This is a genomic window from Aequorivita capsosiphonis DSM 23843 (genome assembly GCF_000429125.1).
GTDB classification, from domain to species: Bacteria; Bacteroidota; Bacteroidia; order Flavobacteriales; family Flavobacteriaceae; genus Aequorivita; species Aequorivita capsosiphonis.
Map to the genome: position 1 here is coordinate 301,574 of NZ_AUBG01000001.1, position 16,590 is coordinate 318,163.

Sequence of the window (16,590 nt, forward strand, 5' to 3'; positions counted from 1 at the left end):
TTTGTTGATTTTATGTTATGAATTTGGCAGGTCTCCTGGCTTGTCTGTGGTGCTACCTTCCCGCCCTAAAAAATATTATGGACAGTGGTTTTTGAAGTATGCACACCCAAAATATTTGGGCCGACTTACAGTTGCGGGAACAGCTTCGGATTATAACCGAATTCCCTTTTAAGAGTGTTTTTTCATCGTGAAAATCTACTCACCTAAATTCGGTGCAAAGATAGAAGTAATTATTAAGGATGGGAAAGGTTATTTGACGAAGTTTCGCAAAGAGCCATAGATCAATATCAAGGACCATAGAAGATATATTCATTTTGTGAAACTTTGTGATACCTTTGTGCTCCCGATAGCTATCGGGACTGTGAAACAACCAAGCAACGATGACATTTTACCATAGAATTATTTTTTATTTTCTTCTAATCATTACCATGTTTTCATGTAAAAATGAAACTAAAAATAGCACGAAAACCGCTTCCTCTATAATAAGTGAGTCAAGTATTAAATACGCTAAAAGCTTTGAGGTAAGCACTTTTGATGGGTATAAAATTATTACACTTACAAATCCTTGGCCGGGAACTGAACAAACATTTAAATACGCTTTAGTTGAAGAAAATGGATCCCTTCCAAACCCTGAAGATTATGATGCAGTGGTTCAAATTCCCGTGAAAAGACTGGTTGTAACTTCTACCACTCATATTCCCTCTTTGGAAATGTTAGGCGAAATTGAAAGTTTGGTGGGTTTTCCAAACTTAAGTTATATCTCTTCGGAAAAAACTCGCGAAAGGATTTCAGAAGGAAAAATTACCGAACTCGGGAAAAATGAAGATATAAACACCGAAATTCTAATCGATTTAAATCCTGATGTGGTTATTGGCTTTGCCATTGACGGCAACAATTCAACTTTTTCCACCATTCAAAAAACAGGGATTCCAGTCTTGTATAATTCTGATTGGACGGAAACTTCACCTATGGGAAAAGCGGAATGGATCAAATTTTTCGGACTGCTATTTAAAAAAGAAAAACGAGCAGACAGTATTTTTAATTCCATTGAAAAAGAATATCTTTCTGCTAAAGAAACAGCATCAAAAGCTTCCAAAACACCTACAGTCATTAGTGGCGCTATGTTTAAAGACGTCTGGTATATGCCACAAGGAGATAGTTGGGCTGCGAAATTTATTGAAGATGCCAATGGGAAATACCTGTGGAAAAATACCAGTGGAACAGGAAGCTTATCACTAAATCTGGAATCAGTAATTGAAAAAGGTCACGAAGCCGAAGTATGGATTGGCCCTGGACAATTCACGAGTATGGACGAAATAAAAAATGCGAGTCAAGCTTACGCTCAATTTAAAGCTTTTAAAGATGGTGATGTTTATTCCTATAGTATGAAAAAAGGCCCAACAGGAGGTGTAATTTATTTTGAATTAGCACCTAACCGACCCGATTTGGTTTTAAAAGATCACGTAAAAATTTTACATCCAGAACTCCTGCCAGAATATGAACTTTATTTTTTCAACAAGCTTCAGTAATGCAGACGGCCCAAACATATAGAACCCATTTTATTGTTCTCTTTCTGATGCTGCTCGTAGCCTTTTTGGTGAATTTAAGTATGGGTTCGGTTTCCATTCCATTAGGTGAAATAGTTTCCGTCTTTCTCGGCAATGGGGCTTCAAAAGAAACCTGGCGGTACATTTTGATTGATTACAGATTACCAAAAGCAATTACCGCAATGCTTGCCGGCGGTGGCTTGGCCATTTCAGGATTGCTGATGCAAACTTTATTTAGAAACCCGTTGGCTGGGCCCTTTGTATTAGGCTTAAGCAGCGGCGCTAGTTTGGGTGTCGCAATTTTAATATTAGGCGCGAGTGCTTTTGGAGGATTTTTCGGCACTATGTTATTGAGCCAATGGAGTCTCGTAATCGCTGCAGGATTAGGAAGTTTCCTAGTGTTAATGGCTGTTTTGGCAGTGACCTTCAGAATAAAAGACACGATGGCTATTCTAATAATTGGCTTGATGTTCGGGAGTGTTACAACGGCGGTAGTTTCTGTGTTATCCTATTTCAGCAACGCTGAACAACTGCAACAATATATTTTCTGGTCCTTTGGAAGTCTGGGAAACCAATCTTGGCAAGGCGTACTGATTTTGAGCATTTGCTTTGTGATGGGATTACTTTTGAGCATTGCAAGCAGTAAATCACTAAACGCACTTCTTTTAGGTGAAAACTATGCGAAAAGCATGGGACTTCATATAAAAAGAACCACGTTTATAATCATTTTAGCAACCAGTATTCTTGCGGGCGGAATTACGGCCTTTGTTGGTCCAATCGCCTTTGTTGGTTTGGCTGTACCGCATTTGGTTCGACAATTTTATAAAACATCAAATCATTTGGTTTTATTGCCGGCCGTTTTGCTATGTGGCAGTTTACTGATGCTTATTTGCGATACTGTGGCACAATTGCCGTTTAGCGAATTTACGCTGCCAATAAATGCAATTACTTCCTTAATAGGAGCGCCTGTTGTTATTTGGCTGTTGGTACGGAAACGAAAACTTTTCTTTTAATGGTTACAGAAGAAAAACATACCATTTTAGAAGCTCGAAATCTAACAGTAGGATATTCGAATAAAAAAGGTGATTCCGTAATTGGGAAAAACATCAACTTCTCTATTTCCAAAGGGGAATTAGTCGGCCTTGTTGGCGCAAATGGAATTGGAAAATCTACACTTCTTAGGTCATTAACGGGAATGCAGACTCCTTTAAATGGTGAAGTTTTCCTGAACAGAAAAAACCTAGTGGAATATTCCTCTTTCCAGCTTGCAACTCATTTAAGCGTAGTTTTAACAGAAGCACCCGCCTCCAAGAATCTTTCGGTTTTAGAAATGATTTCCCTTGGAAGACAACCTTACACTAATTGGATGGGTTCTCTTTCCGAAGAAGATAAAAAAGCAGTAAACACGGCTCTTAAAGCTACAGAAACCGCTTCTCTAGCCCATAGAAAGTGTTTTGAACTCAGCGATGGGCAAATGCAACGCGTTGCAATTGCTAGAGCTTTGGCGCAGGATACACCAATCATAATTTTGGACGAACCCACAACTCATTTAGATATTTACCACCGTGCTTATGTCTTGAAATTGCTAAAAAAACTAGCTTCGGAATCTAAAAAAACGATATTCTTTTCCACTCACGAAATAGATCTGGCAATTCAGCTTACCGATAAAATGCTCGTGATGGCAAAAGACAAAACTTATTTTGATGAACCTTGCAAGCTGATTGAGGCTGGAAGATTTGATACTTTATTCCCAAAAGAAACCATAGATTTTGATGGGAAAACGGGACGGTTTATAATAAAGAAATAACAAGTTGTAGTCTTTCTTTTATATGAGATTGTAGAGACTTTTCTATCTTTAGCTATTCAAGCAAAATAGCTAGAACAACCTAATATCTATAAAATTGAACGAAACATTTCTTTTCCTTCTGCTCGCGGCAATTAGTATTCTCATAGGAGCATTTCTCGGGAATTATTTTGCACGCTTAAAAAACAAAACTGAAAACACTAAACTGAAGGAACGCCTACAAAACTCAAAACTTCAAGAGGAAAAACTCTATGAACGTCTCGGTATTTTGGAAAGTGAAAAAGAAAAAATTAGAGCCGAAAAGGAACAAGCAAATATCCAACTCTCTAGGCAAAGTGCAGAATACGATGCACTCTATGCCGAACTTGAAAAAGAAAAAGAACGTTTTAAAAATTTTGAAGAAGATTTTAAGGATAAATTTGAAAACCTAGCCAACAAGATCCTGATTTCAAAAACCGAAACTTTTACGCAGTCCAATCAAAAAAACATTGAAGAAATTTTAAAACCTTTAAATGAAAAGATTAAAAGCTTTGAAGAAAAAGTAGGCAAAAATAATGTTGACTTTATAAGAACCCACGCAGAATTAGGCAAGCAACTTCAATATCTAAATGAACAAAACATTAAGATAAGCCAAGAAGCAGATAACCTCACCAAGGCATTAAAAGGAGATTCCAAGATTCAAGGAAATTGGGGCGAAATGATTTTATCCCGAGTTTTAGAGGAGTCGGGCCTCGAAAAAGGCCGCGAGTACACCATTCAGGACACTCACGAAAATCCTGATGGCGGTAGATTGCAAACAGATGTCATCATCCATCTTCCCGATGGTAAAAAAATGATCATTGACAGCAAAGTATCCCTTACAGATTTTGAAAGGTATGTTTCTGAAGAAGATGAAACTCTTAAAAAGAAATACTTAAAAGATCATATTGATTCTATCAAAAGACATATTGTTAGTTTGAGTGAAAAGAAGTATTACCACGTAATCAATGAAAGTCCTGATACTATATTTATGTTTGTTCCTATTGAACCCGCTTTTGCAATCGCCGCAGCCAATCAAAAGAACCTCTATCAAGAAGCTTTTAAACGAAAAGTGATGATTGTAACTCCTTCCACCCTATTGGCTGCACTGCGTTTGGTAGAAAACTTATGGGAAAACGATAATCAGAAAAAAAACACACTTGAAATAGCCACCGAAGCTGGAAAGTTATATGACGCTTTTGTTGGACTTTTAGATGAATTAAGTAAAATTAGACGCCAATTAGGAACTGTTCAAGGCTCTTTTGATAACGCACTAATTAAACTGGAAGGAAAAGGAAACCTTATCAGAAGAGTTGAAAAATTAAATAAGCTCGGAGCGATTACGAGCAAAAGCATCAATCAAAAATTATTGAAAAATACTAATGAGAATCAAGACGATAACAATTGAAATATTATTCTATTTTTTAAAATAGCCTAAAGCCTTATTCTATTTATAAACCAATAATCATTTTATTTGTATAAATTTAAAAAATGAAAAAAATCCTCTTTATTATTTTAGGAGCTCTTCTCGCACTCTACCTATTTTATATGGCATTTGTGTATTTCGTGCCTTATAGTGAAGGAACACGTGCAGGAGAACTGATACAATTTAGCCATAGAGGCGTGATGGTGAAAACTTGGGAAGGACAGATAAGCCAAGGTATTAGCGGGGCTCAGATATTTTCATTCTCTGTATTAGATCAGGATGCAGATGTTATTGAAAAACTAAAAGAGTATCAGGGTGGTTATGTAAAAGTGACCTATGTAGAGCGCTACGCATCTTTCATCATTTGGGGAGAAACAAAGTTTTTCGTCACAGATGTTGAAAAAGAAAACTCTCCACATTTTAACAGACAATACGAATGAGTAATATTCATAAAAACATTGAAGAATCGCAAGTTACCATCTCTCAATTGATGTTGCCTTCGCACGAAAATTTTGGCGGAAAAATACACGGAGGTTATATTTTGTCCCTTATGGATCAAATTGCGTTTGCCTGTGCTTCAAAACACAGTAAATACTACTGTGTTACCGCCTCGGTGGATACGGTGAATTTCCTAAATGCGATTGAAGTGGGTGAATTGGTGACTTTAAAAGCTTCCGTTAATTACGTAGGAAGGACTTCTATGGTAATTGGAATTCGAGTAGAAGCAGAAAACATACATACTGGAGCGAAAAAACACTGCAACTCCTCGTATTTTACCATGGTGGCAAAAGACGAAAACGGCGTTGGGAAAGAAGTACCTGGATTGATTTTGGACTCAAAAACGGAAATTAGGCGGTTTTTAAAAAGTGCCCATAGGCTGGCTACTAAAAAACAGAAAAAATACCAAGAACCCAACTTTGAAATTGAAAAACATATTCACGAGCTAAAAAATCACAAAGTTACGGTAGCCTACAGAGGCCACATATAGAAGTGAAAAACTTATTCCTTTGCAATTTTAAGCGTTGCTTGCATATTGTTGCAAGTCACCTTAACAAAATACAAGCCACTGTTTAGTCTGCTCATATCAACCTGCGTATTGTTTCCTCCCCCATTTCCCTGGGAAACCAGGCTTCCCAAAACATTATATATCTGATAACTATCCACTTTAAAAAGTGAAGATATCATTAAGTTACTCTTTACTGGATTAGGATAGAAATTAAGGTTTTTCACAAATTTATCCTCGGTGGAAAGTTTTGCAACTACAGTTACCTTTCCTTGCATCAAAGAATTTGAATCGTTTTGATATTCCGTAGTTCCAAGGTTAGAGAAAGTATATGAAAACTCGTTACCGGTACCTTTTAGCAAACCACTATCAAAACTTTCACTTCCATTTAAACTAGTTACACTTTTTTGAGAGCTATCCGTCCATTTCCATACCACAGTATCTCCTATTTGGATAGTAGGACTAGCCACTGAAGTTTCGATCCCTTGTTCCCAAGCAATTTCATAAACATTCTGTGCAGAGAGAATGTTTATAGTTAAAAAACACAAAAATAAAGTAATTTTCCTCATAAACGAATGGATATTTGGGATCATACACTAATTTACGAAAATATATTAACATAAAATCAGATAAAATCTAAATCTGAGCCTATTTGCTTAAATACATTTTTCTGCGCGCATACAAGTCATAAAACTGGTCATCCTTCAAGCTATCTATGAACAATATGCTTTCTCCAGTACTCTTCATTTCAGGTCCCAATTGTTTGTTTACATTTGGAAATTTATTAAAACTAAAAACAGGTTGTTTGATTGCAAAACCATCTAATTTCGGATTGAAGTCAAAGTCAGTTACCTTATTATGGCCCAACATCACTTTAGTTGCATAATTAACATAAGGTTCTCCGTAAGCTTTTGCAATAAAAGGCACCGTTCTAGACGCTCTTGGGTTTGCTTCAATGATATATACAATATCATCTTTAATAGCGAATTGTACGTTTATTAAACCTACTGTATTTAGTGATTTTGCTATTTTTTCGGTGTGATCCTTAATTTGTTGCATCACAAATTCACCTATATTGAAAGGTGGAAGTGTAGCATTTGAATCTCCAGAATGAATTCCACAAGGTTCAATATGTTCCATTATTCCAATGATATACACATTTTCACCGTCGCAGATTGCATCTGCTTCCGCTTCTATGGCACCATCTAAATAGTGATCCAGCAATAATTTATTATTAGGAATTTTTCGAAGTAAATCTACCACATGCTCTTCCAATTCCTTTTTATTGATAACAATTTTCATTCCCTGACCTCCCAAAACATAAGATGGACGAATCAAAAGTGGAAAATCAAGTTGATCGGCAAGTACCAAGGCTTCGTCCGTAGTTTCAGCTACGCCAAATTCTGGATAAGGAATGTTGTTTTCTTGTAAAAGCTTTGAAAAACTCCCACGATCTTCGGCTAAATCTAACGATTGATAGGTAGTTCCAATTATATTGATGCCGTAGCGATCCAGTTTTTCAGCGAGTTTTAAAGCTGTTTGCCCACCTAATTGCACAATAACACCTTCTGGTTTTTCGTGACGGATAATATCATAAATATGCTCCCAAAAAACAGGCTCGAAGTACAGTTTATCAGCAACATCAAAATCTGTAGAAACTGTTTCTGGGTTACAGTTTATCATTATGGTTTCGTAGCCACATTCCGCAGCTGCTAAAACACCGTGAACACAACAATAATCAAATTCAATTCCCTGCCCTATTCTGTTCGGGCCTGAACCAAGAACAATTATCTTTTTCTTTTCGGTAACCACACTATCATTTTCTGAATATGCCTCCTGACCTTCGAGCTGCATTTCATTTTCAAACGTTGAGTAATAATAAGGGGTTTCTGCTTTAAATTCGGCAGCACAAGTATCTACTAATTTATACACACGCTGAATGTGCATTTCTTCACGCTTTTTATACACGTGACTTTCCAAACATTTCAGCATATGGGCAATTTGTCTGTCACCATATCCTTTTTGCTTAGCTTCCAACAACAATTCTCTAGGAAGTGTATCTAAAGTATATTTTGAAATTTCTTTCTCCAAGAAATACAATTCTTCATATTGGCGAAGAAACCACATATCAATCTTTGTAATTTCATGAATTCTACTAAGCGGAATTCCAATAGATATCGCATCGTAAATCACGAAAACACGATCCCAACTTGCGTTCTTCAACTTGTCAAGAATTTGTTCATAATTGGTGTAACTTTTTCCGTCGGCACCTATTCCATTGCGTTTTATCTCTAGAGATTGCGTGGCCTTATGAAGTGCTTCCTGGAACGATCGTCCAATTCCCATCACTTCTCCTACCGATTTCATTTGTAGTCCTAAAGTTCGGTCAGATCCTTCAAATTTGTCGAAGTTCCAACGTGGTATTTTTACAATTACATAGTCTAATGTTGGTTCAAAAAGCGCTGAAGTTGACTTTGTTATTTGGTTGTTTAATTCATCCAAATTATAACCTATAGCCAGTTTAGTTGCGATTTTAGCAATTGGATATCCAGTAGCTTTCGAAGCCAATGCCGATGATCGAGAAACACGTGGGTTAATCTCAATGGCAATAATATCTTCCTTTTCATCTGGACTCACAGCGAACTGCACGTTACACCCTCCAGCGAAATCTCCAATACTACGCATCATCAATATTGCCATATCGCGCATTTTTTGATACGTGCGGTCATTCAGTGTCATTGCCGGAGCGACGGTTATCGAATCTCCTGTATGAATCCCCATTGGATCCATGTTTTCGATAGAACAGATAATTACAACATTATCATTTTTATCGCGAAGCAATTCAAGTTCAAATTCCTTCCAACCCATCATCGCCTTGTCTATCATCACCTCATGTATAGGTGAGACTTCCAAGCCATAAGATAGCAATTCATCAAAGTCTTCTTCCTTATAAACAATGGAGGCTCCAGCGCCACCCAAAGTAAAAGAAGCTCTAATAACTAATGGAAAACCAAATTCCTGTGCAATTTCCTTTCCTTGAAGGAAAGAATTGGCTGTAGCTTGAGGCGCCATAGGCACTCCAATTTTTTCCATCAACTCCCTAAATTCTTCCCGGTCTTCTGTAATATTGATGGCGTTTATATCAACTCCTATTAATTTAACCCCAAAATCTTTCCAAATACCTTTCTCATCTGCCTCTATACATAAGTTAAGCGCAGTTTGACCTCCCATAGTTGGAAGAACAGCATCAATTTGCGGATGTTCTTTCAAAATTTTTACCAAGGATTTTGTAGTCAACGGCAACAAATAAACATGATCCGCCATAGACGGGTCCGTCATAATAGTAGCGGGATTGCTATTGATCAAAATGGTTTCAATTCCGTCTTCACGCAGGGAGCGCAAGGATTGGGAACCGGCATAGTCAAATTCACAGGCCTGCCCTATAACGATAGGACCAGAACCAATTAGAAGTACAGATTTTATTGAAGGATTTTTAGGCATTTTTTTTACTTTTTCTCAGCCGCAAAATTACGACACGTTTGGGTATAAAAAAAAGGTGTTGCTTAGGAAACAACACCTTTTTATATAGAATTTATCAACATTATTTTTTGTGACGCATTTCAGAAGATACAGAAAGTTTTTTTCTGCCTTTTGCTCTACGGGCAGCCAAAACTTTTCTACCGCTTACAGAAGCCATACGCTCTCTAAAACCGTGTTTGTTTTTTCTTTTTCTTTTTGATGGCTGAAATGTTCTTTTGCTCATTTTCTTATACTTTAACTTCTGAAATATCTTGTTCAATTGCCCCTAAAGGCGCTAACCTTAAACTGGAGTCTGATTACCTTAGCTTTTCTTTGCGTAGGCGGGTGCAAAAATACAACAAGTTTTCACTTAGGCAAACCTTTTTTAAAAAATATCTCTATTTTTTTTTACACTTTCTTTTGCGCGACAATTTACAACAGATAATTTCTAATACATATAGAGGGCTATTTCGAAATTAAATGTTTTCTTAAACTACAAAGTCTTCAAAATAGTATTTAGTTTTTATACCTTTGCAGCCCATTTTAAAGATGATTCATGTTTAATAAAAATATAAAATTGGTTTTGGCCGCTCTCGTATTGGGAACGGCGGTTTGGCAGTTTACAGAAACAAATATCGGCAATGGTATTATGCTGATCATTCTTGCCTTGATGTTTGTTTTTCTTTATTTCAAAAATGAAATAATCCTGCTTGCATTTCTTCGTCTAAGAAAACAGGATTTTCCAGGCGCTAAAAAATGGCTGGACAAAATTAAGGATCCACATGCTTCCTTAGTTCCAAAACAGGAGGGTTACTACAACTATCTAAATGGTTTAATGCTTTCACAAACCAATATGGTTGAAGCTGAAAAATACTTTAAAAAAGCAGAAAAGCTTGGGTTGAATATGACTGCAGATATGGCAATGACAAAATTGAACCTTGCCGGAATTGCAATGACCAAAAACCGCAAGCGAGAAGCAGAAAAACTTATGGCTGAAGCAAAAAGCCTGGACAAACACAATATGTTGGACGATCAGATAAAAATGATGAAGCAGCAGATGAAAAAAATGGGACAGCCTCGTCAACAATTCGGTCGAAGTGGTCGTGGCGGTGGCGGAAGAAGATTCTAATCTTATTAGATCTTTAGCCTTTTACCGTCTAACGATTTCATTTCATGGGACGCTAAATAAATCATTAAAAAATAAAACCCGTAACCTTAGAACAGTTACGGGTTTATTTTTTGTGCTATTAAGGATTTATTGATAATAGCCTTTCTCAGGTATTTCTATAAAATATTCCTTTCCTGAAGCGTTCTTTAAGTAGGTATCTCGAAGCCACGGATTGTGAATCTTAAGAATTTTATAATTAATTCCATATTGCTTAACCCATTCCGCCCAGTCTTCAACAGGATAATCAACTTTCACCTTAAATGTTGGTATAGCACCATATAGGTCCTTTGGCCTAAAATTGAACCCATATTGCTCCGGATGGGTCATTATTTCCTTTATAGCAAGTATTCTAAATACATAACGGCTTGTTTCGCCATTGAGCAATAAATCGTAATAATTGGTTTCCTTCTGTCGGTTTATTTGCTTATTCATTCCTGCCACACCAGCATTATAAGATGCTGCAGCCATAGTCCAACTACCAAATTTAGCTTTAGATTTTTTAAGATACTCAGCCGCTACCATAGTAGCTTTTTCAAGATCGTAACGTTCATCTACATAGTCGTTAATTTCTAAGCCGTATTCCACGCCAGTTCCCTTCATAAAATGCCAGATACCGCTTGCACCCACAGGTGAACTTTTATACTCCAATGCACTTTCTGCTACCGCCAAATACTTAAAATCGTCCGGCAAACCGTATTTTTTTAACAGAGGTTCAATCTGTGGAAAATATTTATTTGCCCTTTTAAAAAGCAAAAGACCATTGGACTGCCAATAGGCATTCACAAGCAATTCTCGGTCTATTCGTTCTCGAATATCAGGATTATAAAGCGGCACATCTTCTCCTGCAAAATCCAATTGGGCAGGTATGGGCAAGGCGTAAATATTGTAGTCATTTACTATTTTTTTCTCTAAAACCTCATCGGTTTGCGTATCCTGAACCGCGTTAATGCTTATAGCACTTACAGCCAAAACTGCAAACCCCAGGCCTATTTTATTGATCAATTTCATAATATCCAAAATTTTAAATAATGATACCTAATTAAGCGATTTTTTATGAGATAGAAAAATCTATTCTTCAAAAATCTCTAATAATTTTTTCGATATCTCGCGACCTTTATTTAAGATCATAATGTGTGTTCCGTTTTTTATAACTGTGCAATCTTTAATATATTTTATTGGAAACACAGGATCTTTATCGCCGTGAATATGCACTACTCCTTTTAACTCTTGCTCCCTGCCCCAGGTTACCATTTTTTCTAAGGCCCAATCCAAATATTGTTTGTTGCGAACATGAAGATAGTCTTGATAAAGCGACAAACGTTTTTTAGATTTTGGACCAACCGAAAATTTAGTTAAATCTTCGGCACTTAGTACTAAGCTTGTAGGAATTAGCTTATACGCTTTTGTAATACTGGCTATTTTCATTCTTCTAGGAAGCTCACTCCTAGTTTTTACGCTGGAAATAATTATTAACTTTTTTAGATTTAAGAAACGGCTCATTTCCTGAACCACCACTCCCCCAAATGAAACCCCAATTAAAATGGAATTTTCATTTTTCACCTGAAGAGTCATTCTTTTTGAATAATCTTCCAGACTTTCTCTTTTCTCTGGAATTAGCCATTCGATGATATGGATTTTATAATTCTCAGGAAACTTAATATTTCGGAAGATTTCTCGTCCGGCAGCCATTCCTGGCACAAAATATATGTGGGTTTTTTCAGAATTCATAAGTCTTTTGGGAAGAAAATGGCATAGACCAAAGATTATTCGTAAATTTACGTAAACAAAGATAGAATTATAAAAACAGTTTTTATTTGTGCTAAAAGTTTCTTTTGAAAATTTATTACAAAACCCCCAAAACCTAATTTTAACTTATAGAGAAATGATTTTTTAAACTACACGATCCGTATTTTAAAAAGTTTGGCTCTTGCTGCTACATTTATAACATCCCCTTGTAAAAATATAAAACAGCTCCCATGATTGAAGATGTAGAAATTACTGATAATGAATTTTTAAGGCAATTTGAACTTGAAATTGGCGATAACAAAGCTAGAATAGAATACGCACTCCAAGAACGCAAAATTTTTCTCACAAAATATGAAATGCCCGAAGACATGGAAGAACAGGGATTTCGCGATATTTTTATAAGAGCTGTTTTTGAAGAAGTAAAAGATCGCGGCATTAGTCTCGTGCCTACAAGTCCTGAAATTGCAGGATTTATGCGCAAAAACCGCAGAAAATATAAAGATCTATTGCCCGTGGGGATTAATATCTAATACAATAACAGCGATTAAAGTAGAGTTTCTCTCCATTTTTTAAACAGCTACAAGGTTTTATGAACCTTGTAAGATGGCTTCAGCATCTTTGGAAGAAACACTATCAAACCGCACCAAACCGTCTTCATCTATTTCAGTGAGCCTGATATCTTTTAAGGTATTCACCAAAGCTGGATTCCAAGGTGCTTTCACTTTTACATAGTTTTCAGTAAACCCGTGAATATAACCATGTTTATTTTCTCCTTCAAAGAGAACTGTATGAGTAGAACCAAGCTGACTTTCATAAAAAGACCTTCTCTTTTTAGCTGAAAGACCACGAAGCATTTTGCTTCTTTTACTTCGAACTTTCTTAGAAACGACTCCTTCCATTTCGGCGGCAGGAGTATTATCCCTTTCAGAATAAGTAAAAACGTGGAGATATGAAATATCCAATTCATTTAAAAAATGATAGGTTTCCAGAAAACGCTCATCCGTTTCGCCGGGAAAACCTACAATTACATCAACACCGATGCAAGCATCTGGCATTACTTCACGGATTTTAGTAACCCGCTCCGTGTAAAGTTCGCTCATATATCGACGACGCATTAATTTAAGGATTTCATTACTTCCACTTTGCAATGGAATATGGAAGTGCGGCACAAAAGTTCTCGATTTGGAAACGAAATCAATTGTTTCATTTTTTAAAAGATTGGGCTCTATGGAAGAAATGCGAAGTCTTTCAATTCCCTCAACTTCATCCAAAGCTTTTACCAGATCAAGAAAAGTATGCTCATGTTTTTTATTGCCAAATTCCCCTTTTCCATAGTCACCAATATTTACACCTGTTAAAACTATTTCCTTGATTCCTTGTTGTGATATATCAAAAGCATTTTTTAACACATTTTCCAAAGTATCACTTCGCGAAATCCCTCTTGCAAGCGGAATAGTACAATAGGTACATTTATAATCACAACCGTCCTGAACCTTTAAAAATGCGCGTGTTCTGTCGCCAATGGAATAAGAGCCCACATAAAAATCTGCTTCTTCAATTTCGCAGGAGTGCACTTCCCCGAAGTCGTTCTTCGAAAGATCATTAAGATAATCGGTGATTTTAAATTTCTCCGTCGCTCCTAAAACTAAATCCACTCCATCTACATCTGCCAATTCGTGAGGTTTCAGTTGTGCATAACAACCAACAGCAGCAACAAAGGCTTCTGGATTGGCTTTCTGCGCCTCTTTTACGATAGTTTTAAAACGTTTATCGGCATTTTCAGTAACACTACAAGTATTTATCACGTAGATATCAGCCTTTTCAGAAAATTCCACACGCTCAAACCCCTCCCCTTCAAATCCTCTGGCAATTGTAGAAGTTTCGCTGAAGTTCAGTTTACAGCCCAAGGTATAAAAGGCGACTTTTTTTGAAGAATTCATTATTTTTGTTTTGGCAATTCAGTCTGCAAAAGTACAAACTCTTAACCACGAATACACGAATATTTTTGCCTAGTAGCAATCACATCATCTTAAGACAAATTCCGCGAGTTTCAGCTAAATCCTATTAACTTTGTATGCTTTTCAATAAAACCACTTAAAAACCCAATTCTATTTAAAACTCTTGATTGGAAATTAAACTTAATCTCTGGTATTTTTTAATGCAACCGTTTGTTGTCATAAGAGAAAAAAGTCTGCGATATCTGCGAAATCAGCGGAAACAAAAATCTGAGACTGCGAAAGATATCCCGCGAATCACGCGGATTAACGCAGAATAAAAGGAAATATTTGCTATTAGAGTTCATATAAAAGCTACTATAATCTCACTATTCATAGCTTTATGGCATTTTGCGGACAATCAGATTTTTTATATTTCATTCTTAAAAAAATCAATAAACACCTATATTCGTGGTGAACTTTCAAAATGATTAGATTCCTTATAATTTCTATAATAGTACTTGGCTTTGTTTCCTGTGGAAAAAACACCGAAACAGAACGCGATCACCTCGTTTTTCGGTATAACGAGCACGGCAATATTCCAACCCTAGATCCTGCATTCGCCAGAAATCCACAAGCAATCTGGCCAGACAACCAACTTTATAACGGTTTGGTACAACTTGACGATTCCTTGAATATTATACCAGATATCGCAAAAAGCTGGAGCATTAATGATTCTACCTATACCTATACTTTTTTTCTTCGGAATGATGTGTTTTTTCACCAAAACAAAGCCTTCGCTCAAAAAGGACTTCACGCTCCAACCCGATATACCCGAAAAGTGGTGGCTCAAGATTTTGTGTACAGCTTTGATCGTTTGACTGATGAAAAAGTAGCCTCGTCCGGAAGTTGGGTTATGAACTATGTAAAAAGCTATAAGGCGATTGACGAATCTACACTAGTAATCCAGCTGAAACAACCCTTTCCCGCTTTTTTAGGATTGCTATCCATGCGCTATTGCTCTGTTGTGCCAAAAGAAGCAATAGATTTTTATGGGAATGAATTCCGAAGAAATCCTGTTGGTACGGGGCCGTTTCAGTTTAAAATGTGGGAAGAAAACATCAAATTGGTCTTTAGAAAAAACCCGTTGTATTTTGAAAGAGATAAAGACGGAAATAGACTCCCCTATTTAGAAGCTGTAGCCATTACGTTTTTACCTGATAAACAAAGTGAGTTTCTACAATTTGCCCAAGGAAAGCTCGATTTTATTTCAGGTTTGGACGGAAGTTATAAAGATGAATTGTTGACCAGTCAAGGAGAACTGCAACAAAAATATAAGGATTTGGCTTATATGATTACAGGGCCTTATTTGAACACAGAATACTTCGGGTTTTTCTTGGAAGCAAATACTCCCGAAATAAAAAGTAAAGTTTTCCGACAAGCGATAAACTACGGTTTCGACCGCGAAAAAATGGTGAAGTATTTACGAAACGGTATCGGAATTCCAGCCATTCACGGTTTTATCCCCAAAGGTTTACCCGGTTATGAAGAAATTGATGGTTATACCTATCAGCCTGAAAAGGCAAAAGCCTTGCTCGAGCAATACAAAGCAGAAACTGGCGATCTAAAGCCCGAAATTTCCATAGGAACCAATAGTCAATATTTGGATTTATGTGAATATGTGCAACGTGAACTTGAAAAAATCGGAATCGCCGTAACCATAGATGTTATGCCACCTTCAACGCTCAGACAGATGAAAAGCAGTGGAGAATTGGACATATTTAGAGCCAGCTGGATTGCAGATTATCCCGATGCTGAAAATTATCTATCTCTTTTTTACAGTCCGAATTTTGCGCCAAACGGCCCCAATTATATGCACTTTAAAAACGCTGTTTACGATAGCTTGTACTTGAAATCACTATCAATTTCAAATATTGAAAAAAGGAAAGTGCTTTATACAAAAATGGATTCCATAATAGTTGAAGAAGCGCCTGTAGTTCCTTTGTTTTATGACATGGCAGTTCGTTTTGTAAATAAAAAGGTAAGCGGACTAGGTATTAATCCACAGAACTTTTTAGTTTTAAAGCATGTGAAAAAATCAAAATAATTTTATTCTGAAGTTTTAAACTTGAAAAACATTTTCTATGAGTGGCGGTGCAGGACATATTTTTTCAATGATAGCATCCTTGAAAAACAACAAAAGGAATCGAAAAAACCTATTTGACAAGAATGTTCACGAGCAAAATGAAGCTTACGGAAAGATAACAGACTACAAAAAAATGTCACCTGCCCAATTCGAAGCTTTTAAACAAAAACTGAAAGAAAACGAGTTACGCCGCCAAAAAAACTTAACGATTGTTTTTGGCGGCATAATGATTGTAATTATTGGAGTATTAATTTACTTTTTATTCTTTCATTAAAATTT

The 16,590-nt window shown here is 36.5% G+C and carries 16 protein-coding genes and 1 riboswitch; of the genes, 10 read left to right on the top strand and 6 right to left on the bottom strand.

Features of this window, described 5'->3' with window-relative positions:
* Positions 1 to 8: 8 nt before the first annotated feature.
* Positions 9 to 223: riboswitch (cobalamin riboswitch) on the bottom strand.
* Between the two features lie 205 nt (positions 224 to 428).
* The 6 genes from G440_RS0101565 to G440_RS0101590 all read left to right on the top strand — a co-directional run bounded on the left by G440_RS0101565 (position 429) and on the right by G440_RS0101590 (position 5,783).
* Positions 429 to 1,529, top strand: a complete 1,101-nt coding sequence (locus G440_RS0101565; protein ID WP_245574812.1) for an ABC transporter substrate-binding protein — start codon at positions 429 to 431, stop codon at positions 1,527 to 1,529.
* Positions 1,529 to 2,560, top strand: coding sequence for a FecCD family ABC transporter permease (locus tag G440_RS0101570; protein ID WP_026449685.1), 1,032 nt, complete (start codon positions 1,529 to 1,531; stop codon positions 2,558 to 2,560). The genes G440_RS0101565 and G440_RS0101570 overlap by 1 nt, the downstream gene beginning before the upstream one ends.
* Positions 2,560 to 3,354 (top strand): ABC transporter ATP-binding protein, encoded by a 795-nt coding sequence (locus G440_RS0101575; protein ID WP_026449686.1) that lies wholly within the window; start codon positions 2,560 to 2,562, stop codon positions 3,352 to 3,354. The genes G440_RS0101570 and G440_RS0101575 overlap by 1 nt, the downstream gene beginning before the upstream one ends.
* 94 nt (positions 3,355 to 3,448) lie before the next feature.
* Complete coding sequence (locus tag G440_RS0101580) at positions 3,449 to 4,777, top strand: DNA recombination protein RmuC (protein ID WP_034258763.1); 1,329 nt, start codon at positions 3,449 to 3,451, stop codon at positions 4,775 to 4,777.
* Between the two features lie 83 nt (positions 4,778 to 4,860).
* The gene (locus G440_RS0101585) at positions 4,861 to 5,235 is read left to right on the top strand and encodes a hypothetical protein (RefSeq protein WP_026449688.1); all 375 of its coding nucleotides are present in this window, start codon (positions 4,861 to 4,863) and stop codon (positions 5,233 to 5,235) included.
* Positions 5,232 to 5,783: an acyl-CoA thioesterase gene (locus G440_RS0101590; RefSeq protein ID WP_026449689.1), complete on the top strand. Its 552-nt coding sequence runs from the start codon at positions 5,232 to 5,234 to the stop codon at positions 5,781 to 5,783. Before G440_RS0101585 ends, G440_RS0101590 begins: the two co-directional genes overlap by 4 nt.
* Before the next feature lie 11 nt (positions 5,784 to 5,794).
* Here G440_RS0101590 and G440_RS0101595 read toward each other — a convergent pair whose 3' ends face one another.
* From G440_RS0101595 to rpmH, 3 genes are all read right to left on the bottom strand, one after another.
* Complete coding sequence (locus G440_RS0101595) at positions 5,795 to 6,367, bottom strand: T9SS type A sorting domain-containing protein (protein ID WP_169718934.1); 573 nt, start codon at positions 6,365 to 6,367, stop codon at positions 5,795 to 5,797.
* 79 nt (positions 6,368 to 6,446) lie between these two features.
* Positions 6,447 to 9,299 (bottom strand): carbamoyl-phosphate synthase large subunit, encoded by a 2,853-nt coding sequence (gene carB / locus G440_RS0101600; RefSeq protein WP_026449691.1) that lies wholly within the window; start codon positions 9,297 to 9,299, stop codon positions 6,447 to 6,449.
* Between the two features lie 100 nt (positions 9,300 to 9,399).
* Positions 9,400 to 9,561: a 50S ribosomal protein L34 gene (gene rpmH / locus G440_RS0101605; RefSeq protein WP_026449692.1), complete on the bottom strand. Its 162-nt coding sequence runs from the start codon at positions 9,559 to 9,561 to the stop codon at positions 9,400 to 9,402.
* Positions 9,562 to 9,873: 312 nt separating this feature from the next.
* On the opposite strand from rpmH, the gene G440_RS0101610 reads away from it, so the two are divergent.
* Positions 9,874 to 10,446, top strand: coding sequence for a hypothetical protein (locus tag G440_RS0101610; RefSeq protein WP_026449693.1), 573 nt, complete (start codon positions 9,874 to 9,876; stop codon positions 10,444 to 10,446).
* Between the two features lie 126 nt (positions 10,447 to 10,572).
* Here the strand turns inward: G440_RS0101610 and G440_RS0101615 are convergent, their stop codons facing one another.
* Both G440_RS0101615 and G440_RS0101620 read right to left on the bottom strand, forming a co-directional pair.
* A complete protein-coding gene (locus G440_RS0101615; protein WP_026449694.1) occupies positions 10,573 to 11,493 on the bottom strand; it encodes a lytic transglycosylase domain-containing protein in 921 nt (306 codons plus the stop codon).
* A gap of 60 nt (positions 11,494 to 11,553) precedes the next feature.
* Positions 11,554 to 12,213, bottom strand: coding sequence for an alpha/beta hydrolase (locus G440_RS0101620; RefSeq protein ID WP_026449695.1), 660 nt, complete (start codon positions 12,211 to 12,213; stop codon positions 11,554 to 11,556).
* A 248-nt stretch (positions 12,214 to 12,461) separates the two neighbouring features.
* On the opposite strand from G440_RS0101620, the gene G440_RS0101625 reads away from it, so the two are divergent.
* The gene (locus G440_RS0101625) at positions 12,462 to 12,761 is read left to right on the top strand and encodes a GNAT family N-acetyltransferase (RefSeq protein WP_026449696.1); all 300 of its coding nucleotides are present in this window, start codon (positions 12,462 to 12,464) and stop codon (positions 12,759 to 12,761) included.
* 57 nt (positions 12,762 to 12,818) lie between these two features.
* On the opposite strand, the gene mtaB is transcribed toward G440_RS0101625, so the two are convergent.
* A complete protein-coding gene (mtaB, locus tag G440_RS0101630) occupies positions 12,819 to 14,171 on the bottom strand; it encodes a tRNA (N(6)-L-threonylcarbamoyladenosine(37)-C(2))-methylthiotransferase MtaB (RefSeq protein WP_026449697.1) in 1,353 nt (450 codons plus the stop codon).
* Between the two features lie 481 nt (positions 14,172 to 14,652).
* Between mtaB and G440_RS0101635 the strand changes: the two genes are divergently transcribed.
* Positions 14,653 to 16,272, top strand: coding sequence for an ABC transporter substrate-binding protein (locus tag G440_RS0101635; protein ID WP_026449698.1), 1,620 nt, complete (start codon positions 14,653 to 14,655; stop codon positions 16,270 to 16,272).
* Positions 16,273 to 16,309: 37 nt separating this feature from the next.
* On the top strand, positions 16,310 to 16,585 hold the full coding sequence (locus G440_RS0101640; protein WP_026449699.1) for a hypothetical protein: 276 nt from the start codon (positions 16,310 to 16,312) through the stop codon (positions 16,583 to 16,585).
* Positions 16,586 to 16,590 lie beyond the last annotated feature (5 nt).